This window comes from Novosphingobium clariflavum, from assembly GCF_026420865.1.
Classification (GTDB): Bacteria; Pseudomonadota; Alphaproteobacteria; order Sphingomonadales; family Sphingomonadaceae; genus Novosphingobium; species Novosphingobium clariflavum.
This window is the reverse complement of the sequence record NZ_JAPCWC010000003.1, coordinates 373,703-393,893: the sequence shown is the minus strand read 5'-3', so window position 1 is coordinate 393,893 and position 20,191 is coordinate 373,703. Positions and strand designations below refer to the sequence as shown.

16 protein-coding genes are annotated in these 20,191 nt (G+C 63.4%); 8 read left to right on the top strand and 8 right to left on the bottom strand.

Going from position 1 to position 20,191, the window contains the following annotated elements; genetic code table 11:
* Positions 1 to 72 precede the first annotated feature (72 nt).
* The gene (locus tag OKA11_RS06140; RefSeq protein ID WP_267219314.1) at positions 73 to 1,308 is read left to right on the top strand and encodes a polyhydroxyalkanoate depolymerase; all 1,236 of its coding nucleotides are present in this window, start codon (positions 73 to 75) and stop codon (positions 1,306 to 1,308) included.
* 3 nt (positions 1,309 to 1,311) lie between these two features.
* Here the strand turns inward: OKA11_RS06140 and OKA11_RS06135 are convergent, their stop codons facing one another.
* Positions 1,312 to 2,256: a cupin-like domain-containing protein gene (locus tag OKA11_RS06135; protein WP_288805274.1), complete on the bottom strand. Its 945-nt coding sequence runs from the start codon at positions 2,254 to 2,256 to the stop codon at positions 1,312 to 1,314.
* 111 nt (positions 2,257 to 2,367) lie between these two features.
* Between OKA11_RS06135 and OKA11_RS06130 the strand changes: the two genes are divergently transcribed.
* The 7 genes from OKA11_RS06130 to OKA11_RS06100 all read left to right on the top strand — a co-directional run bounded on the left by OKA11_RS06130 (position 2,368) and on the right by OKA11_RS06100 (position 12,130).
* Positions 2,368 to 5,190, top strand: a complete 2,823-nt coding sequence (locus OKA11_RS06130) for a DUF3857 domain-containing protein (RefSeq protein ID WP_267219312.1) — start codon at positions 2,368 to 2,370, stop codon at positions 5,188 to 5,190.
* Between the two features lie 161 nt (positions 5,191 to 5,351).
* Complete coding sequence (gene rpsF / locus OKA11_RS06125; RefSeq protein ID WP_142634491.1) at positions 5,352 to 5,714, top strand: 30S ribosomal protein S6; 363 nt, start codon at positions 5,352 to 5,354, stop codon at positions 5,712 to 5,714.
* 5 nt (positions 5,715 to 5,719) lie between these two features.
* Positions 5,720 to 5,944, top strand: a complete 225-nt coding sequence (gene rpsR / locus OKA11_RS06120) for a 30S ribosomal protein S18 (protein ID WP_142634493.1) — start codon at positions 5,720 to 5,722, stop codon at positions 5,942 to 5,944.
* Positions 5,945 to 5,958: 14 nt separating this feature from the next.
* The gene (gene rplI, locus OKA11_RS06115) at positions 5,959 to 6,555 is read left to right on the top strand and encodes a 50S ribosomal protein L9 (RefSeq protein ID WP_207078329.1); all 597 of its coding nucleotides are present in this window, start codon (positions 5,959 to 5,961) and stop codon (positions 6,553 to 6,555) included.
* Between the two features lie 278 nt (positions 6,556 to 6,833).
* Positions 6,834 to 8,264, top strand: coding sequence for an AMP nucleosidase (locus OKA11_RS06110; RefSeq protein ID WP_267219311.1), 1,431 nt, complete (start codon positions 6,834 to 6,836; stop codon positions 8,262 to 8,264).
* 454 nt (positions 8,265 to 8,718) lie between these two features.
* Positions 8,719 to 11,556 (top strand): TonB-dependent receptor, encoded by a 2,838-nt coding sequence (locus tag OKA11_RS06105; protein WP_267219310.1) that lies wholly within the window; start codon positions 8,719 to 8,721, stop codon positions 11,554 to 11,556.
* Between the two features lie 172 nt (positions 11,557 to 11,728).
* Complete coding sequence (locus OKA11_RS06100; RefSeq protein ID WP_142634501.1) at positions 11,729 to 12,130, top strand: RlpA-like double-psi beta-barrel domain-containing protein; 402 nt, start codon at positions 11,729 to 11,731, stop codon at positions 12,128 to 12,130.
* A 66-nt stretch (positions 12,131 to 12,196) separates the two neighbouring features.
* Here the strand turns inward: OKA11_RS06100 and OKA11_RS06095 are convergent, their stop codons facing one another.
* From OKA11_RS06095 to OKA11_RS06065, 7 genes are all read right to left on the bottom strand, one after another.
* A complete protein-coding gene (locus tag OKA11_RS06095) occupies positions 12,197 to 14,035 on the bottom strand; it encodes a M2 family metallopeptidase (RefSeq protein ID WP_267219309.1) in 1,839 nt (612 codons plus the stop codon).
* Positions 14,036 to 14,170: 135 nt separating this feature from the next.
* Positions 14,171 to 14,869, bottom strand: coding sequence for an alpha/beta fold hydrolase (locus OKA11_RS06090; protein WP_379489419.1), 699 nt, complete (start codon positions 14,867 to 14,869; stop codon positions 14,171 to 14,173).
* 94 nt (positions 14,870 to 14,963) lie between these two features.
* Positions 14,964 to 15,410: a GFA family protein gene (locus OKA11_RS06085; protein ID WP_267219307.1), complete on the bottom strand. Its 447-nt coding sequence runs from the start codon at positions 15,408 to 15,410 to the stop codon at positions 14,964 to 14,966.
* Positions 15,411 to 15,478: 68 nt separating this feature from the next.
* The gene (locus tag OKA11_RS06080; RefSeq protein ID WP_267219306.1) at positions 15,479 to 16,042 is read right to left on the bottom strand and encodes a DedA family protein; all 564 of its coding nucleotides are present in this window, start codon (positions 16,040 to 16,042) and stop codon (positions 15,479 to 15,481) included.
* 151 nt (positions 16,043 to 16,193) lie between these two features.
* Positions 16,194 to 17,219, bottom strand: coding sequence for an aspartate-semialdehyde dehydrogenase (locus OKA11_RS06075; protein WP_267219305.1), 1,026 nt, complete (start codon positions 17,217 to 17,219; stop codon positions 16,194 to 16,196).
* A 168-nt stretch (positions 17,220 to 17,387) separates the two neighbouring features.
* Positions 17,388 to 18,803 carry a DUF418 domain-containing protein gene (locus OKA11_RS06070; protein ID WP_267219304.1) on the bottom strand — a complete coding sequence of 472 codons (1,416 nt, stop codon included), beginning with the start codon at positions 18,801 to 18,803 and terminating at the stop codon, positions 17,388 to 17,390.
* A 98-nt stretch (positions 18,804 to 18,901) separates the two neighbouring features.
* Positions 18,902 to 20,050: a GGDEF domain-containing protein gene (locus OKA11_RS06065; RefSeq protein WP_267219303.1), complete on the bottom strand. Its 1,149-nt coding sequence runs from the start codon at positions 20,048 to 20,050 to the stop codon at positions 18,902 to 18,904.
* Between the last annotated feature and the right edge of the window lie 141 nt (positions 20,051 to 20,191).

The window sequence follows — 20,191 nt, the reverse complement described above, 5'->3', positions numbered from 1 at the left end:
AGCATGAATCCAGCGCCGAATGAGCCGCTCCGGCGAATCGCGCATCGGATTGCCGCAGGGAACAGATCGCGCATGCTCTACCAGGCGTATCAGGCTTACTCAGACCTGCTGGAACTTCCGCGCTGGGCCGCTCGCAAGACCGTGGCCATGCGGGACGATTATTTCGGCGGCGCCCATGAAATGCCCTGGATGCGCCGCTTCTTCGCACTTGCCGAAACTTTCGAGAAAGCCACGATCACGCACGAGCGCCCGGCTTACGGCATCACCTCGGTGATGACCGGAAACCGCGAGGTCGCGGTGCGCGAGGAAGTCGTGGTCGACATGCCCTTCGGCAATCTTCTGCACTTCGCGAAAGACGATGTTGCAGTGCCGCAACCCAAGATGCTGGTCGTCGCGCCCTTGTCCGGTCACTACTCGACCTTGCTGCGCGACACCGTGTTCACGCTGCTGCGCGATCACGACGTCTACATCACCGACTGGAAGAACGCCCGCGACATTCCGCTCAGCGCAGGCGATTTCGGGTTCGACGATTTCATCGACTACGTGATCCATTTCCTGCAGGACCTCGGCGATCCGGCGGAACGGCGCGGCGCCCACGTGCTCGCGGTCTGTCAGCCCTGCGTGCCGGTGCTGGCGGCCGTGGCGCTGATGGCGCAGGACGACGATCCCTGCCAGCCACGCTCCATGACACTCATGGGCGGCCCGATCGACACCCGCGAAAGCCCGACGACCGTCAACGAACTGGCGACCGAGCACCCCTTCGCCTGGTTCGAGGATCAGATGATTCACGAAGTGCCGTGGCGCCACAAGGGCGGCGGCCGCAAGGTCTATCCCGGCTTCATCCAGCTCACCGCCTTCATGTCGATGAACATGGGTCGCCACTTCGGCCAGTTCCGCAAGCTCTACCAATCGCTTGCGGACGACCGGAAGGCCGATGCCGAAAAGATCGAGACATTCTACGAGGAATATCTCGCCGTGCTCGACCTCACCGCCGAATTCTATCTCGAAACCATCGACAAAGTGTTCCAGCGCGCGCTGCTGGCCAAGGGCGAGCTCGAACACCGGGGCCGCAAGGTGGACTGCGGCGCGATCCGCAAGACCGCGCTGCTCACCGTCGAGGGCGAACGCGACGATATCTGCGCCGTCGGCCAGACGGCCGCAGCACACTTCCTCTGCTCGAGCCTGCGCCCGCACCTGAAACGCCACCACCTCCAACCCGGAGTCGGCCATTACGGGCTGTTCGCCGGATCACGCTGGGAAAACCAGGTCTATCCGCAAGTCCACAACCTGGTTCTCGCGGTGAACTGAACGCTATCCTTCCGGGAACTCCTCGTGCCCCAGGTTCGGCCAGAGGAAGTTCGTGCAAGTCATCATCACGCTGAACTCCAGCGAGCGCACCTGATGCCACCAGCCGATCGGGATGTAGAGCATGTCCCCCGGCTCCAACGTCACGTCGTAGCTCGCCACCTGCTGCGCCAGCGGATAAGCAGCAAGGCGCGCAGGATCGTCGAGATCGCGCACCGCGCTGAACACGTGACGGTGGTTGTACAGCAGCCGTGTCTGCGACGGCGGCACCATGCGCACATGCTTGCGCCCGGTGATCTGGATCAGCAGGTTGTTGGTGAGATCGAAGTGAAGCGGCGTGAACGTGCCGGCCGGCCCGACCCAGAGCATTCCGGGCTCTGCGGTCAGATAGGCAGAGACCGGCGCCACGTCGGCCATCAGCGGCGCAAAGGCCGAGGCATTGGTCGCGCTGTTATACGCCGTGATGTAGGCATCGTTGCCCGGGCCATCGGCGATCATCGCCATGAAGGCATCGAATGCCATGCGCCGCTTGTGGCGATCCTTGGCGAGTTCGAAGTCCTCCGCGCCTTCCCGCCCGCCCTGATACTCGACCTGCGCGCTGCCGACCTTGCGGACGAGATAGTCCGGCGTCCACCTGGCCAGCGCCGGCCAACCGGCTATCGCCCCCTCGATCACCACCGGACGCGCCGGGGCATAGAAATGGTCGAGGAAGGCCTGCCCGGGCAGATCGCGGCAACGCATCAGCGCGCTCGCCTGCATCGACAGACCGCGCTGGCGCTCCTGCACCTGCAGGATCCAGTCCCGGCGCGCCGCCGTCAGCGCATCGGGCAGGCCAACAGGCGGCGCGGACGCACGTGGCCCGCCGGTGTAAGGGCGCGGTGCATCAAGCCCTCCCAGGCCCATGGCTCGCAGCGCCGCATCCAGCTTTTCGTTCCCACCTGCCACGCTCATGCTCCCAAGGCTCCGAATGGCCGGATTAAAAGACCTGTCACCTTGCAGAGCGCTATTGCACCGCGATGGCAATGGCTTAACACTCTTCGCATTCGAACCGGGGGAATTCAGGTGTATCTGGGCAAAGTCTCGCGGGCCGCACTGGCCTGTGCCATCGTCATGTCTGCTCCGCATCCGGCTTTCGCCGGCGAGACGATCCTGTACCAACCCTCCCCCGCGTGGGTGAAGATCGCCGCCCTTCCCCCTGCCACGGGCACCTCGCCCGCCACCGACGCGCCGCCGTTCTCCGTGTTCGATTCGCAGCAGAAAGTCGAAGGCGGGCAAGTCTGGCGCTATCTCGACACCGCCATGCGGATTACCTCGCCGGAAATGCTGGCCCAGTTCTCGACCGTGGGCGCACAGTGGTCTCCCGATCAGGGCGATCTCATCATCCACGAGATTGCCATCATCCGCGACGGCCAAACGATCGACCTCGTCAAGGGCGGCATGAAGCTCGACGTGCTGCGGCGCGAGGAAATGCTCGAACAGCGCCAGCTCAACGGCGTGCTGAGCGCAACCGCGGCGATCCAGGGCCTGCGTGTGGGGGATACCTTCCGCCTGCGCTATTCGATCACCCAGCACGACAAGGTGCTGGGCGAAAGGGTGCAGAGCGTGGTCGGCCTGCCCGCGCGGCCGCTGCGGATCGGCTCGGCCCGCCTGCGTGCGATCTGGCCGGTTGCCGAAAATGCCAAGTGGCAGGTGCTGGCCAAGGACGTTTCCGCCACCCCGGTGCGCCGGGGCGACACGATGGAACTCGAACTGCCGCTGCCGCTCGCCAAGCAGCCGGAAATGCCGGATGACGCACCAGCGCGCTTCCGCCCGCTGACCGTGTTCGAACTCTCCACCTTCAAGGACTGGGCTGACGTTTCGCGCACTTTCGCCCCGCTCTACGCGGCCAAGGGGCTGATTGCGGACGGCACCCCGCTCGCGGCAGAGGCAGACCGCATCGCCGCCGCTTCCACCGATCCGCTCACCCGCACGCAAGCCGCTCTGCAACTGGTGCAGGACAAGGTGCGCTATCTCGCCGTGTCGATGAACGGCGGCAACTATACGCCGCAGAAGCCAGAGGAAACCTGGCAACTGCGGTATGGCGATTGCAAGGCCAAGACCCTGTTGCTGCTGGCCCTGCTGGACCGGTTGGGAATCGAGGCCGAAGCGGTCACCGCCAATGCCAGCGGCGGCGCCTTCGACCTGCCGCGCCACCTCCCCAGCGCCGCCGTGTTCGACCATGTGCTGGTCCGCGCGAAACTGGGCGGGCAGAACCTCTGGCTCGACGGCACCGGCATCGGCGCGCGGATCGAGGACATCCATGACACACCCGACCTCGGCTATGTCCTGCCGCTGCGCAGCGGCGGCGCCGAACCGGAACTGATCGAGACACACGCCAACGCCCGCCCGACGCTGGAAATGGCCATTGATTACGACGAAAGCACCAGCCTCGACCTGCCGGCGGTGGCCACCGCCAAAATCACCATGCACGGGGCGAGCGCACTCGGCATCGGCCTTGCGGTCAATACGCTCGACGCCGAGCAGCGTGACGAGATGGTGCGCGGACAACTCACGAACCTGCTCGGTGAAGGTCAGTACACCGACTTCGCCATCGAAACCTCGACCGACACCGCCACCACCGTTCTGAAAGGCCGCGGTATCCTCACCACGGCATGGAGCCCGCGCGACCGCTTGATGCAGCGCCGGGTGCGAAGCCTGCTTGGGAACTTCGCTTTCGCGCCCGACCGCGCCCGCGCCGAGTGGCGCGAAATCCCGGTCGTCACGCAGCAACCGTTCAGCGTCGTCTACCACGTGACGGTCAAGCTGCCCGACGCCGGCAAGGGTTACACGCTGGAAGGCACGCCGAGCTTCGACACCTCCGTCGGCGGAGCGCACTTCGTCGGCAAGGCCAGTCTGGCCGGCGGTGTGTTCACCTATGACGAGCGGCAGGACACCACCGGCATGGAAGTGCCTGCAGCCCGCATCAGTGCCGACCGCGCTCTGCTTGCCAAGGCACAGGCCCAGTTACCGCAAGTGCTCGCCCCCGCCGAAGCCACCCGCCGGTGGGATCTTTCGAGCGCCGCCAGCAACTCCACGCAAATGGCCGGAATCAACGCCGTGTTCGCCAAGACCATGGCCGCCAAGGAACCCGAAGCGCAGCCGTGGCTCGCCCGGGCCAGCCTGAGGCGCGGCATCGGCGACTACAAGGGCGCCCGTGATGACCTGACCCGCGCGATCGCGCTTTCCGACGACGCCGATTCCTACCTCACCCGCGCCCGCACCAACCGGGCACTTGGTGACCGGATCGCGGCGATGGCCGATGCCCGCAAGGCACAGGAACTCGATCCTTCCTCGGATCCGGCAGCCGATCTCGTCGCAACCCTGCTGATCGAGGACGGCAAGACCGACGACGCCCGCAGCCTGCTCGATGAAAAGATCGCGCTCGGCGGCGACGGGAAGCGCTTCTGGGAAATGGCCAAGGTCGAGAAGATCGGCCTTTACGCCGATCCGGCCGAGGCGCTGTCGATGCTGGACACACTCATGACCCAGCGACCGCAGAGCCCCGACCTGCTCAACCTCGCCTGCTGGATCAGGGGCATGCGCGGCATCGACGTGGAAGCCGCCGTGCGCCAATGCTCAAGCGCGGTGGAATTGGCCGCCAGTCCGACAGGCCCGCTCGACAGCCGCGCCGTCGTATGGTTCCGCCTCGGCCGCTTCGACGATGCCCTCCACGATCTCGACGCGGTCATTCGCGAAGCGCCTAGCCAGGCAGAAAGCCGCTACATGCGCGGCGTAGTGCTTGCCCACCTCGGCCGCGCCTCGGAAAGCAAGAGCGAGATCGCCCTCGCCCGCCGCCTCGACCCAGGGGTCGACGCCCTCTACACGAAGCTCGGCATCAAGCCCTGACGGATGCAATGATCCAGTTCATGCTTGCAATTGCGGCGCGCCGCGCATAAGGGCGCGCCTTCCGTCTTCACGCAAGTAAGCCGGAAAGGACGAAAGCCGGAGGGGCCCCGCAATCCCGCGGACAAGCCAGCGATCGGTTAGATTGAGAAAAGGAAGCTGCCGTGGCTCTTTATGAGCACGTGTTCCTGGCACGCCAGGACCTCAGCCAGGCGCAAGTCGACGCGCTTGCCGCCGCCGCCACCGAGATCGTCGAGTCGAACCAGGGCAAGGTCACCAAGACCGAGACCTGGGGCCTCAAGAATCTCGCGTACAAGATCAAGCGCAACCGCAAGGCGCACTTCGTGATGCTGAACATCGAAGCTTCGGGCGACGTCGTCGCCGAGCTCGAGCGTCAGACCCAGATCAACGAAGACATCATCCGCTATGTGACCATTCGCGTCGACGAGCACGAAGCTGGTCCGTCGGTCATGATGCGCAAGACCGACCGCGAGCGTAGCCGCCGTCGCGAACGTGAAGGGAACTGATTTCCATGGCACGTGCATTCTTCCGTCGCCGCAAGTCGTGCCCCTTCTCGGGCAAGAACGCCCCGGTCATCGACTACAAGGACGTCCGTCTGCTTCAGGGCTTCATGTCCGAGCGTGGCAAGATCGTTCCGAGCCGCATCACCGCGGTTTCCGCAAAGAAGCAGCGTGAGCTGAGCCAGGCGATCAAGCGCGCCCGGCACATCGGCCTCCTGCCCTTCATCGTCAAGTAAGGGGGACGAACCTCATGGATATCATCCTCCTCGAACGCGTCGAGAAGCTCGGCAACATCGGTGACGTCGTTTCCGTCAAGGACGGTTTCGCACGCAACTACCTGCTGCCGAACAAGAAGGCGCTGCGCGCCAACGAAAAGAACAAGCAGGTCTTCGAAGCCAACCGCGCGAAGATCGAAGCTGACAACGCCGAGCGTCGCTCGTCGGCCGAAGCCCAGTCGGGCAACGTCGAAGGCAAGCAGGTCGTCCTGATCCGCGCCTCGTCGAACTCGGGCCAGCTTTACGGTTCGGTTTCGGTTCGCGACATCGTCGACGCCCTCAACGAACAGGGCGCTGGCGTTGCCAAGAACATGATCGTGCTCGAACGCCCGATCAAGACCATCGGCGTGTTCGACGTTCGCGTGAACCTGCACCCCGAAGTCGCCGTCACCGTCAAGGTGAACGTGGCGCGTTCGGCTGACGAAGCCGACCTGCAGTCGCAGGGCGTCGACGTCATGGCCGCGATGTTCGAACAGGACGTCTCGGGCTTCACCGAAGCTTACGACCCGAACGCCGAACCCGGCGAAATCGCGGTTGAAGAAGCTGAAGTGGAAGGCGAAGAGGAAGCCTGAGCTTCCCCTTCCGCTTGACCAAAGCGTTTCGGAAAAGCCCTCGCTCCCCTGTGGAACGAGGGCTTTTCTTTTGCCTGCAAGCTCGATGACGGCCAACATCCGGAGCGACTTGCGCCAGGCACATGCCGGTGGAACGTGCCTTCGTCGCCGCGCTTTCCGCTTCCTGCAGATGAACGAAGCCCGATGTGGCAATGGCAATGGCAAGACGTTCTCTTGCCTCGCCCGCGAACGTGCGCAGTGACTATTGCACTGCAATACGAATCGCGTAAGTGTGGGAGATGGAAACGATAGAAAGCACCGTCGCGGAACTGGTCCGCGTCTACGAAACCGCCGTCACCACCCTGAAGGCCGACATTGCCGCCTTTGTCGAGCACGGCACCCTTCCCCCGTCCGAACGCCGCGAGACGCACGCATGGTGCTATCCGGAACTGCGCATCACCTACAAAGGTGTCGAGCGCGGCTCGCTCTATAGCCGCTCGTTCGGCCGCCTGAACGACGCAGGCACTTACGTCACCACGATCACCCGCCCGCGCCTCTTCGCGGACTACCTCAAGGAACAGCTCGGCCTGCTCCACGAGGATTACGAGGTCGAGATCGAGGTCAGCCGCTCCACCCAGGAGATTCCCTTCCCCTACGTGCTTGACGGCATCGGCATGGGCAGCGTGACGCCGCAGGAACTCGCCGCGCACTTCCCGACCACCGAACTCGCCATGATCGGCGACGAGATCGCCGACGGCGTGTTCCTGCAGCCCCAGGACGAACCGCTGCCGCTGGCCCTGTTCGACGGCCTTCGCACCGACTTCAGCCTGGCCCGCCTCCAGCACTACACCGGCACCAGCGTCGAGCACTGCCAGCGCTTCATCCTCTTCACCAACTACCACCGCTACGTGGACGAGTTCGTGGACTGGGCCGGTAAGCAGATCGGCACGGACGGGTACACCGCACTTTCCGGCGCCGGCGGCCTCTACCTCGACGCGCCGGTCGACAATGCGCGCGAGCGCCTGTCCGATACCGCATGGCGCCGCCACCAGATGCCCGCCTACCACCTGATCCGTCCGGACAAGTCGGGCATCACCCTGGTGAACATCGGCGTCGGCCCGTCCAACGCCAAGACCATCACCGACCACCTCGCGGTGATCCGTCCGGAAGTCTGGCTGATGATCGGCCACTGCGGCGGCTTGCGCGAAGGCCAGCGCATCGGCGACTACGTCCTCGCCCATGCCTACTTGCGCGACGACCATGTGCTCGATCACGTGCTGCCACCCGAGATCCCGCTGCCGGCGATTGCCGAAGTGCAGCAGGCCCTCGCCAGTGCGGCCGAAACGGTCAGCGGCGAAGGCGGCGCCAATCTCAAGAAGCGCATGCGTACCGGCACCATCGTCACCACCGACGATCGCAACTGGGAACTGCGCTACACCGAGTCCGCGCATCGCTTCAGCCTCAGCCGTGCCATCGGCATCGACATGGAAAGCGCCACGATCAGCGCGCAGGGCTATCGCTTCCGCGTTCCCTACGGCACCTTGCTCTGCGTCTCGGACAAGCCGATCCACGGCGAGTTGAAGCTGCCGGGTCAGGCCAACCGCTTCTACGAAGAGGCGATCGCCAGCCACCTCAAGATCGGCCTTCAGGCCTGCGACCTGCTGCGTGCGGAAGGCGAGCGCCTGCACAGCCGCAAGCTGCGCGCCTTCAACGAACCTCCCTTCCGCTGATCGGCGGCGACGCGCCCACGCGCCGCCTCTTGATCCACCACGAAACGCCGCCTTCGCCGAAGGCGGCGTTTTTTGTGGCAGCTCCATGGTGACGAAACCGCAGCAACGCACATTGCCGTTAAACAATCGCCCATTCATGGAATTATATTCCACATTATACGATATTATGAGCAATTTTATCTTGATGGTCGACGATAAATCAAATAGCGGCAAACAAAATAAGGAATAAAATCTAGAACAGATCTTATTTCATCCATATTTCAAACAATTTCTTTAACTTTTCATGTTATTTTCATTGCGTGAAATAGTTGTGACAGTTCTACAACTGAAGCCGAATCAATCAATCATAACTATTAAACCCGCATGACAAATGCGGGACTCCCTCGCACATCTGCGGCCTGATTTCGACGCGCACACCCTCTCCCGCGTCGGGATCCGCAATAGGGAGTAATCAATGCAAACCGAGATGAAGCGCCTTCTGCTGGCGTCCACGCTCCTCATGGGTCTGCCGGTCGCAGCTCAGGCCCAGGACACCACCCCGGATTCCACCTCCGACTCTTCCGCCGACAGTTCTGGCGGTGCAGCGATCGTCGTCACGGGCTCGCGTCTGCACAATGCCAATCTCGAACAGGCCGCGCCGATCATGGCGATGAGCAAGGAAGAGATCGCGCTCACCGGCCAGCAGAACATCGAAGCGATCCTGAAGGACCTGCCGCAGGTTCTCCCCGGCTCCGGCGGCGCCTCGAACAACCCGGGCGGCGGCGTTGCCACGGCAGACCTTCGCGGCCTTGGCGCCCAGCGCACGCTGGTGCTGGTCAACGGCCGCCGCTACGTCTCGTATGACACCAACCAGATCGTCGACCTCAACACCATCCCGACCGCACTGATAGAGCGCGCTGACGTGGTGACTGGCGGCAAGTCGGCCGTCTACGGCTCCGACGCGATCAGCGGCGTCATCAACTTCGTCACCAAGCAGGACTTCGAAGGCGTTCAGGCCAATGCCGACTACCGCCTGACCGATTCCGGCGACGGCGCGCAATGGACGGGCGGTGTCCTTGTCGGCAAGAACTTCGCAGACGGCCGCGGCAACATCACGCTTTACGGCGAATACAGCAAGCGCAAGGCGATCAAGCAGTCCGCCCGGTCGTACACGGCAACGACGCAGACCGACGCCACCGATGATGACATCAACTACTACCTCACCAATGGTGGATCGGCCAGCATCCCCTCGACCCGCCTCAACATCGGCGGCAAGAACTACAAGTTCGACGAGAGCGGCAGCTATTCCGACTATACGTCGTCAGACGCCTACAACTACGCCTCCGAGAATTATCTGCAGGTCCCGCAGACCCGCAAGCTGTTCTTCGGACAGGCCCATTTTGACGTCAGCAATGCGCTGACCTTCTACACCGAAGGCCAGTACGTCCATAACCGCGTCAAGAACCAGCTCGCACCGACCCCGGTTACCGGCAGCTTCGAGATCGACAACGATTCCTCGTTCCTCTCGGCCGATAGCCAGGCGCTGCTGCAAAGCTACGACACCGATGGCGACGGCTACACCACCGCCAACATCTATCGCCGCCTTTCGGAAGTGGGCGACCGCATCTCGGTGATGGACAGCAAGGCCCTGCGCGGCGTGTTCGGCGCCCGTGGCGACATCGGGAGCGGCTGGAGCTACGACGTCTACGGCAGCTATGCGCGTACCCGCCAGGTCGAGCACCAGTACGGCAACATCTCGCGCAGTCGCCTCGAACAGGCCCTCAAGACCACCTACGATGCCGATGGCAACCTGGTGTGCAGCGACACCAGCAACGGCTGCGTTCCCGCCAACATCTTCGGCGCAGGCAATCTGAGCCAGGCTGCGGTGGACTTCCTGGAAGTCGACACCGTCAACCGTTCGACGATCACCGAGAAGGTCGTTTCGGGCGCCATCACGAACAACAACCTGTTCGACCTCGGCGCGGGCCCGGCCGGTATCGTGTTCGGCGGCGAATACCGCAACGAGCACGGCAGCTACGAGCCCGACGAATTGCTGTCCTCGGGCGACGTTGTCGGCTTCAACGGCAGCGAACCGACCTCGGGCGGCTACAATGTGAAGGAACTCTTCACCGAAATCGACGTGCCGCTGCTCGCCGACAAACCCTTCGTCAATCGCCTCGAGTTCAACGGCGCTGCCCGCTACTCGTACTACTCGACGGCGGCGAAGTCGGTCGGGACCTTCTCGGCAGGCCTCGTCTATGCGCCGATCAAGGACATCAGCCTGCGTGCGCAGTATTCGCGCGCGGTCCGTGCTCCGACGGTCAGCGATCTCTACGCCGGACAGTCGGAAGGTTATCCCAGCGCGACGGATCCTTGCTCGACCAAGTACGCGAACTCAAGCTCTTCGGACTTCAGCCAGAACCTCTACGATGCCTGCGTCCGCGACGGCGTTCCGGCTGCCTCGGTCGGCTCTGGCGATTACAACGCCAGTGCCAGCCAGATCCAGACCTATAGCGGCGGCAATCCGGACCTGCGCGAGGAAACCGCGAACACCTACACCTTCGGTGCGGTGCTCCAGCCCTCGTTCCTGCCCCGCCTGTCGATCACCGTCGACTACTACCACATCAAGATCGACAACTACATCACCTCGGCCGGCGTCGGCAGCATCCTGACGGCCTGCTACGGCGATAAAAACAATGGCTGGACTTCGTATGACAGCAGCGCCTGCTCGCTGTTGCCGCGCGACAGTTCGGGCACGATCACGGGCGCAATCGACACGCTCGCCAACTCTGGCGGTGTGAAAACCGACGGCATCGACTTCGACGCCCAGTACTCGATCCCGCTGGCATTCGGTGCGAACAATGCGAGCAAGCTGAACCTGCGTCTCGCCGGCACGTACCTGATGAACTGGGCGTTCCACCCGCTCGCCTCGATCCCGGACATCGTCTACAACTGCGCGGGCAAGTTCGGCCTCAACTGCGGCAACGTCTACGCATCGTGGCGCCTCAATGGCCGCGCGACCTGGCAGACTGACGGTTTCGGCCTGTCGCTGGCCTGGCGCCACCTTTCGGCGGTGAAGGACGACGACGATTCGACGCCTTACGCAGTCGAGAAGATCAAGGCCTACGACTACTTCGACCTGACCGCGACGGTCGACGTCGCCAAGCGCTTCACCTGGTCGATCGGCATGAACAACATGTTCGACAAGAAGCCGCCGATCCTCGGCGACAACCAGGAACAGTCGAACACCTATCCTTCGACCTACGACGTCTATGGCCGCACGTTCTTCACGAGCATCAAGATGGACTTCTGATCGAAACACCGTTTCGTCACGGGGAAGGGAGCCGGGTCAAACCGGCTCCCTTTTTCGTGCCCGGACGGGCCATTTCAACAGCCCGGTTGCAAGACCGGCAAATGCAAGTCATCCTCGCCGTAAGAAGGCCGCGAAAGTCGGCCGGTAAGTTGGGAAGAGGACAAGACTGCTTATGAAAGCTGCCCGTGCCGGATTTTCTCTTGCAAGCCTGCTTCTGCTGACAGCCACAGGCTGCTCGGAACTGAAGCCCGCCGCCGATCTCGGTTCCTGCTGGAACGTCAACAGCTCCTCATTCGGCCCCGTGCAAGGCCAGGCGGTACTCGTCTCCAGCGTGGATGGTTTCTCCCTCCAGGCGCCGGGATGCGACGATCACACCGGCCGCAATCATTTCGAGCTTTCGCGCGATGCCAACGATGCGCTGACCCAGGTACTGGCCGGAAATCCGCGCTTCGTGACTTTCCGCTTCTCGGGCCACATCCTGCCGCGCTCCGGCCATCCGTCGCTCTGGATCGGCAATCTCACCAATGCTGCCGCCAGCGACACCGGCCCCTCGTGGATGCCCAAGCTTCGATAGACACGAAAAAGGGGCTCTCCACCCTGCGGCGGAGAGCCCCCTTCCCTTTTCAGGCTGTGGCCGCCGTTACCAGCCGGCCTTCTCGCCCTTGTTCTGCTCGTCGAGCCACTTCTTGAGCGGCGCGAAGTAGGCAAGCATCGGCTTGGCGCTCAGCTTGTCGCTGCCGGTGAAGGCCTTGAGCGCTTCCGGCCAGGGCTTCGACATGCCCATCTTCAGCATGCGATCGAGGTTCTCGCCCACCTTCTTGTTGCCGTAGAAGCTGCAACGGTGAAGCGGGCCCTTCCAGCCGGCCTGCTTGCACGCGGCTTCATAGAACTGGAACTGGAAGATGCGAGCCAGGAAGTAGCGCGTGTAGGGCGTGTTGCCCGGCACGTGGAACTTGGCGCCGGCATCGAAGCCGTCATCCGGGCGGGCCGAAGGCGGTACGATGCCCTGATAGTCCTGACGCATCTTGGTCCAGGCCTTGTTGTAGTCGGCAGGCTGGATCGAACCGTCGAAGATGCCCCAGCGATAGCGGTCGATCAGCAGGCCGAACGGCAGGAACGCCACCTTGTCCATCGCCTGGCGCAGCAGCAGGCCGATGTCCTTGTCGGCGCTCGGCACCTTGTCCTTGTCGAGCAGGCCGATCTGCACGAGGTACTGCGGGGTGATCGACAGCGCGATGAAGTCGCCGATCGCCTCGTGGAAACCGTCGTTGGCGCCGTTGAGATAGAGGTAAGGCTGCTGGTTGTAGGCGCGCTGGTAGTAGTTGTGACCCAGTTCGTGGTGAATGGTGACGAAGTCTTCCGAATTCACCTTGGTGCACATCTTGATGCGCACATCGTCCTTGTTGTCGATATCCCAGGCCGACGCGTGGCAGATCACCTCGCGGTCGGCGGGCTTCACGAACATCGAGCGCTTCCAGAACGTCTCCGGCAGCGGCGCGAAGCCGAGCGAGGAGTAGAAGCCCTCGCCATACTTCACCATGTCCAGCGGGGTCTTGCCCTTGGCCTTCAGCAGCGCGCCGATGTCATAGCCAAGATCGCCCGCGCCCGCCGGAGCGACCAGCGGGTAGATGATGCCCCACTCCTGCGACCACATGTTGCCCAACAGGTCGGCGCGGATCGGGCCGGTCTTGGGCTGCACCGCATCGCCGTACTTCTCGTTCAGCTTGTGGCGCACGTAAGTGTGGAGCGCGAGGTAGAGCGGCTTCACTTCTTCCCACAGCCGCTGCGTTTCGGCCGAGAACTGCTCGGGGCTCATGTCGTAGCCCGAACGCCACATGGCGCCGACGTCGGCATAGCCGAGTTCCTTGGCACCCTGATTGGCGATGCCGACCATCTTCACATAGTCGTTCTTCATCGGCGCGCCGACGTTGTTGTGCCAGCTGGTCCACATCTCGGCGAATTCGGCCGGGGTGTGCGCAAGGTTGCCCATCTCCGCCTCGATATCCGAGCCGTTGATTTCCTTGCCGTCCAGCGTGCCGCGGCCCTTGCCGTACGTGGAGGCAAGACGGGTGGAGATCGTGCTCAGCTCATCGGCCGCGCCGGGCTTGGTCGGCGCGGGCAGGACGATGCCCTGACGCAGGATGGAGAGCTTGCGGGCGACATCGGGATCGAGACCCGGAATGTTCGCGAACTTCGCTGCGGCAACGGCGTAGGCCACCTGCTTCTCGGTGATGGCCGCGTTCGACTGCGCCGCCAGCGCATCGGTATCGTCGGTGATGTAGGTGTAGTTCACCCAGTTGATCCGCGCATTGTCCACCGAGGCGGGGAACAGATCCTTTTCGGCGTCGGCGATGAACTGCGCGGCGCCGGCGGCGGTGACGGGATAGTCTGCCTTGGCTTCCTCGGCGAAAGCCGGAACCGCAAGGCCGAAGCAAAGCCCGGCGGCCAGCGCCGCACGCGCGGTGGATGCGAATTTCATGGGGGTGCCCTCTTGGTATGTTCTGATGGCGACGGAGACTAGCCGGGCCTGCCGTCAGATCAACCGTTTCGGGGCGGGTGGTGCCGGATTATTTCGCATCCGGCACACAATTGCACAATTGTGCGCAATCCCCCCTCAATCGAGCAGGAACGCCGCCATGGCCCTGCCCATGTCCTTGAACGTCACCGAGGACATGTGATTGCCCGGCGTCTCCACATAGTGGCCATCGGGCAGCGCCGCCGCCAGTTCGGGCGCGGAGCCGTTGTCATGGTCGTCCTTGCCGCAGACGCAGAGCGTGGGCATGGCGATCTGCGCGATGGCGTCCGCCGAGGTATCGTCCACGGACTGCAACAGCAGACGCGCTGCCACCCGGTCGATGTTCATGGACTTCATGAAGGCCTGCGCCACGAACGCCTTGTCGCCGCGCTCGATCGTGCCGAAACGGTCGATGGCATCCACGAAATGCGCCGAACGCCGCGCCCAGCCAGACAGGCCGGTCAGGCCCATGCCGCCCAGGATCAGCTTGCGCGGCATGAGCCCCGCCAGCACGCCGCGCACCGCTGTGCGCGCGCCCAGCGAGAACCCGCCAAGATCGAAATCGCCGAGGCCAAGCTGATCGACCGTCGCCTGAAGATCGCGCACCAGCACGTCGCCAGGGTAGTCTTCCGCATCGTGCGGCGCCCCGCTCTGCCCGTGGGCGCGCAAGTCCGGCATGAACACCTCGAACCCGGCATCGGCCAGGATTTGCGCATTGCCGTACTTGATCCAGTTCACGTCCGCGCTGGAGAACAGTCCGTGCAGCAGCAGCAGCGGGCGCGCGCCGTGATCGCCCATGACATGGACCGCCAGCCGCGTGCCGGCATAACCTTCGAGATATTCGGTCTTCGCTTCGCTCACTGCACATTCGCCTGCTTTTGGGGACGATCGATCATTCGGGCGGCTCCATGCCGGCCGCCTTCCAGCGATCGATCACATTGGGATTCTCCGCGCTCGTGTAGCCGGGCAGATGCCGTACGTCAGCCCATGCCGGAAGCATGGATTCAGTGGCATAGTTGTGCTCCGGCCGGAACGGCGTGGGATCGTCGAAACTGCCGACGGTCAGGTCGATGGCCTTCGCGCCTTCCAGAAACTCGAACCCCAGCGGCGTGCCGCAGTGCGAACAGAACGGCCGCCGTGCGATGGCAGAGGACTGATACCAGTCCGGCTCGCTGTGCCACGTCACATTCTCGCGCGGTGGGTTGATGAAGGCGATGGAGACACCCCCGGTCGCCTTGCGGCACATCTTGCAGTGGCAGAGGTAGGCCTTTTCCGGCTCCACTTCGGCCGTGAAGCGAATGCGGCCGCACTGGCAGCCGCCAGTCATCAAAACCGTCATATGCCCTCTTCCATTACAGTTGGCTGGATAGGCTCTGAATGCTCTCCACAGGCGGCTTGGACAAGCGTTCAGGCATCCTTGCCCCGCGTGTGCAGGAAATGAACCGCCAGACCGATCAGCACCGCCGCCCCTGCGACTCCGCAGATCAGCGGCGCCAGCGCGTGGATACGCCCGAACAGCGCCTCCGCCGCCTGCCCGCAGAAATAGCCGAGCGAAACGAAGGCCAACCCCCACACCGCCCCCGCCAGGGCATTGATGGCAAGGAAGGTTGTCGCCCGCAGCCGCGTGGTGCCGATGGCTATAGGGCTGACGGTACGCAGGCCGTAGAGAAAGCGGAACGCGAACGTGAAAATCACCGGATGCCGCTCGAACGCCGCCAGCGCCCTGGCGAATGCAGGCCTGGCCTGTGCCTTGCGCACCAGTCCATGCCCACGAAAGCGCCGTCCGATCAGGAAGAACACCTGATCCGCCACGAACGATCCGGCCCCCGCCGCCAGCACGGCAGGCCAATAGGAAAGCAGCCCATGATGGGCCATTACCCCGCCGATCACGGTAACGGTCTCGCCTTCGAATCCCGCGCCGAGAAACAGGCCCGCAAGGCCGTACTGCGCGATCAGATGCTCGACCGACAACAAGAATGGCTCCTTTCAGCACTATCGCGACAGAACCTCAAAACGCGCCGAAATCCAATACGTTTCAAGCCGCGCCGCACACGAAAAGGGCCCGCGAAGCCAATGCCTCGCGGACCCTTTCGTGTTCGGTTCGGGCGCAAGGCCCGCCGCGTCAGCCCTTCTTGAGGTGACGACGGCCCAGCAGTTCGGCGATCTGCACCGCGTTCAGGGCAGCGCCCTTGCGCAGGTTGTCCGAAACGCACCACAGCGCCAGACCGTTCTCGACGGTCGGATCCTCGCGGACGCGGCTGACGTACGTCGCGCTGTCGCCCACGCTTTCGATCGGGGTGACGTAACCACCGTCCTCGCGCTTGTCGACGAGCATGATGCCCGGCGCTTCACGCAGGATGTTCTGGGCTTCCTCGGCCGAGATCTCGTTCTCGAACTCGATGTTCAGCGATTCCGAGTGGCCGACGAAGACCGGCACGCGCACGCAAGTGGCCTGCAGCTTGATCTTGGGATCGAGGATCTTCTTGGTCTCGACCACCATCTTCCACTCTTCCTTGGTCGAACCGTCGTCCAGGAAGCTGTCGATGTGCGGGATCACGTTGAAGGCGATCTGCTTGGTAAACTTGCGCTTCTCGACCTGATCGCCGACGAAGATCGCGCGGCTCTGTTCGAACAGTTCGTCCAGGCCCGCCTTGCCCGCGCCGGAAACCGACTGGTAGGTCGAAACCACGACGCGCTTGATCGTCGCCTTGTCGTGCAGCGGCTTCAGCGCCACGACCATCTGCGCGGTGGAGCAGTTGGGATTGGCGATGATGTTGCGCGCCTTGTAGCCGTCGATGGCGTCGGGGTTCACTTCCGGCACGATCAGCGGCACGTCCGGGTCCATGCGGTAGAGCGACGAGTTGTCGATCACCACGCAGCCGGCAGCCGCAGCCTTGGGCGCGTAAATCTTCGTGGGCTCCGAACCTGCCGCGAAGAGCGCAATGTCCCAGCCGGTGAAATCGAAGTGCTCGATGTTCTTTACTTTGAGCATTTTGCCGGTTTCGCCGAATTCAATCTCGGTCCCGGTCGAACGCGACGAAGCCACCGCTGCGATCTCGTCGCAGGGGAATTCGCGCTCGGCGAGGATGTTGAGCATTTCGCGGCCGACATTTCCGGTCGCGCCGACGACGGCAACCCGGTAACCCATTTCAAGATCCTTCATGCAAATCCCGCGCGGCAAGGTCGCGGCGCGGGAAGCGGCCCGTTACAGGCTGAGCGCACGCATGGCAAGAGACTGCGCAAACCGCTTGCGCAAAGAGATTATGTTTCGACCGAAAATTGCCGTTTCAACGCTCCTCATGAAACAGAATGAGCATTACACTGGCAGCACCACCTCGCCTGCACCGCCCGGCGCAGCCGGTGTCAGCGCCCCTGCCCTGCGGCGTACGAAGGGCTGGCGTTTCCAATAGGAAAGCGAGCGCCAGACCCACTCCAGCGGACCACTGACGAAGAAGCGCATCCAGAGGTTCGCGGCGATCAGCATCAGCAAATTGAACAGGCTCGCCGCCACCATCAACTGGGACCAGCCGAAGCGTTCCCACAGCCCCAGTCCCCAAGGGGCAAAGACGAACCAGATCATCACCGTACTGGTGGTAATGTAGACGGTGAAGGCCATGCGCCCCACCGCCTTGAACGGCGCGAGCAGGAACCGCCCTGACCGGGTGAGCAGCAGCAGGTTGAACAGCCCCACATGCCCAAGCGTCACGCAGAGGCGCGCGAACTCGTCGGTGATCCAGCCGATCTTGGGCTCCAGCGAGAAGCGGAAGATTTCATGCACGCTCCACGCCCGCAGTCCGCAGCCCACCACATAGGCACAGATCGCCAGCACCAGATAGAACTGCGGCGACCGGCTGCCCTGGATCACCCCCCACTTGAACAGCGCCATGCCGAGGAACATCGCGCAGACCGCTTCCAGCACGCCGAAGAACGTGCCGTTGCCCGCACCGAAGATCTTGTTCCAGGCGCCCCAGTTGAACCGCGCCATGTCCATCGGCGTGCCGTTGAACGCCCTGCGCTCCTCCGCGATCTTTTCCTGCCGTTCCTTGGGCAGCGGCTTGGAGAGGTCGATGGCGTCCTGCCGCGTGCGAAAGGCCTTGAGCGTCTCGCTCTCCTTGTTCGTGAGCCTGGCGCCGGAGTGCGCTTTCGCCTCGATCCGGGAGGCTTCCATCAGCATGTCGACCCGCTCGCCATACCCCACGAGGCCGCCGCCGCCCGGCCAGCCAATGGCGCAAACGAGCGCAAACAACAGACCCATCGCCAGCAGCGCGCGCGGCGGCAGCTTGCGGAACGGGAAGAGGAACAGCGCCGACAGCCCGTAGACCAGCAGGATATCGCCGATCCAAAGCACCACGAAGATGTCGACCAAGCCGAACAGGATCAGCCAGAGATTGCGGCGAAAAAACAAGTCGGCAACGGCCACCGGATCGTCCGGTTTCATCGCTTTCGCGGTGAATACCAGCACGCCCGCACCGAACAGGAATTCGAACAGACCGCGCTGCGTCCCGTCCCAGAAGATGCGAATCGCCGCCCAGTTCATCTGGTCGGCTGCGCTCCACGACAGACGCCGCGGGTCGGGCAGCCAAGCCGTGACATTGGTCGCCATGAAAGGGATGTTCATGTAGAAAATGCCAAGGATCGCAATGCCGCGCAGCACATCGAGGCTCTCGATGCGCTGCCGCCCCCGCACGGGAGCCAGATCCAAGGGAACATGCGTGTCCACCATCGTCGCCATGGGGCCCCTCACACCGCTGCTGGCAGAAGAATGCGCCCTCTTATGGCTTGTCGTCAATTCGGGAGAATCGGAATGCATCTGGGCCGGCAAACGGCCGACTATGCGGGCTCCACCCGGTTGCGACCGCTGCCTTTGGCCCGGTAGAGCGCCGCGTCGGCTGCCGCCAGCAGTTCGGCCAGTGTATCCCCGTCGCAGCCCAGTTCGGCGATACCGATACTGACCGTCGCCTTGACGTCCTCACCATACTCGCCGCCGATGTCGATCGCGGCAAAACCGTTGACCACTTGCTGGGCAATCGCCGCCGCCTCGACATCCGATCTGCAAGGCAAAAGGGCTACGAATTCCTCTCCGCCGATGCGGGCGAGGATTGCGGAAGGCCCGACGCTGCGGCGGACAAAACCGGCAAACCGCTTGAGCACCTCATCCCCTGTCGCGTGGCCGAAACGGTCATTGATGCTCTTGAAATGGTCAAGATCGAACGCCAGCATGAATGTCCGCCCGTCGGCGCCCATGCTGCCTATGCGACGCTCAGCCTCCTTGAAGAACCACCGGCGGTTCCCCAGCCCCGTCAGATAGTCGGTGTGCGAAGCCTGAAGCAACTGATCGTGCGCCTCTTCTCGCACCAGTGCCAGCAATGCCATGGGCAATCCAACAGAATAGAGCACGCCTTCGTACATCGTCGCGAAGCTCGACAGCGCCAGCAGCCCCGCCCCGCCCTGCGGCTCCAGCACCGGCAGGACAATGGCGCGGAGCATATACGTGAAGCAATGCATGGCAGCAAAGGCCACCGCGATGCGGTGCGAGCGCAAGACGCGCAAACGGCCATTGCGCAGCAATTCCCACGCCGTCAGGCCGCTAACCAGCCCGATTGGGAAGGCACTGGCGTATGTCCAGATCACCGTTTGCCAGCGCGCGCCGCCGACTGCCCATACCAACACCTGGAACCCCAGAATGACGCCGATCATGGGGACATGCGAGCGCCCGGCAAGCCGCGCAGCTGCCTGGAACACCAGAAGATACCCGCAAAGCATCACGATGTTGGCCAGGCCTGCGCCAATGGCACCAGGGAACAGCGATCGCCCCAAGGCCAACCCGCAACCGGCTGCGAGCGTCGCGTATGCGCCCGCGAGCATCCCCAGTTCGTGCCGGCGAAGCGGACGCGCGTATCGCTCCCAGAACGTCATGAGCGAACTGAGCACGAGCGTGCCGATAGCCAGGAAGTACAAAGTGGGGAGATCAAACCGCATCGCAGGCACCGAAGGTTTCCGGCCCTTTAACCACAATATGGAATTTTCCCAGCCGTTATCGCCGGTAATTCGCCCGAGCCGAAATCTTCAGCGCTTCCGGCGCGCCGTTACGCCGATGCTACCATCAAACGTGCGGCCTCA

Coding starts and splice junctions, on each gene's coding strand:
- rplI (WP_207078329.1), top strand. CDS start 5,959: ATGGATATCATCCTCCTCGAACGCGTCGAGAAGCTCGGCAACATCGGT.
- OKA11_RS06135 (WP_288805274.1), bottom strand. CDS start 2,256: ATGAGCGTGGCAGGTGGGAACGAAAAGCTGGATGCGGCGCTGCGAGCC.
- OKA11_RS06095 (WP_267219309.1), bottom strand. CDS start 14,035: ATGAAATTCGCATCCACCGCGCGTGCGGCGCTGGCCGCCGGGCTTTGC.
- OKA11_RS06100 (WP_142634501.1), top strand. CDS start 11,729: ATGAAAGCTGCCCGTGCCGGATTTTCTCTTGCAAGCCTGCTTCTGCTG.
- OKA11_RS06075 (WP_267219305.1), bottom strand. CDS start 17,219: ATGGGTTACCGGGTTGCCGTCGTCGGCGCGACCGGAAATGTCGGCCGC.
- OKA11_RS06085 (WP_267219307.1), bottom strand. CDS start 15,410: ATGACGGTTTTGATGACTGGCGGCTGCCAGTGCGGCCGCATTCGCTTC.
- OKA11_RS06090 (WP_379489419.1), bottom strand. CDS start 14,869: ATGGGCGATCACGGCGCGCGCCCGCTGCTGCTGCTGCACGGACTGTTC.
- OKA11_RS06070 (WP_267219304.1), bottom strand. CDS start 18,803: ATGGCGACGATGGTGGACACGCATGTTCCCTTGGATCTGGCTCCCGTG.
- OKA11_RS06105 (WP_267219310.1), top strand. CDS start 8,719: ATGCAAACCGAGATGAAGCGCCTTCTGCTGGCGTCCACGCTCCTCATG.
- rpsR (WP_142634493.1), top strand. CDS start 5,720: ATGGCACGTGCATTCTTCCGTCGCCGCAAGTCGTGCCCCTTCTCGGGC.
- OKA11_RS06140 (WP_267219314.1), top strand. CDS start 73: ATGCTCTACCAGGCGTATCAGGCTTACTCAGACCTGCTGGAACTTCCG.
- OKA11_RS06110 (WP_267219311.1), top strand. CDS start 6,834: ATGGAAACGATAGAAAGCACCGTCGCGGAACTGGTCCGCGTCTACGAA.
- OKA11_RS06065 (WP_267219303.1), bottom strand. CDS start 20,050: ATGCGGTTTGATCTCCCCACTTTGTACTTCCTGGCTATCGGCACGCTC.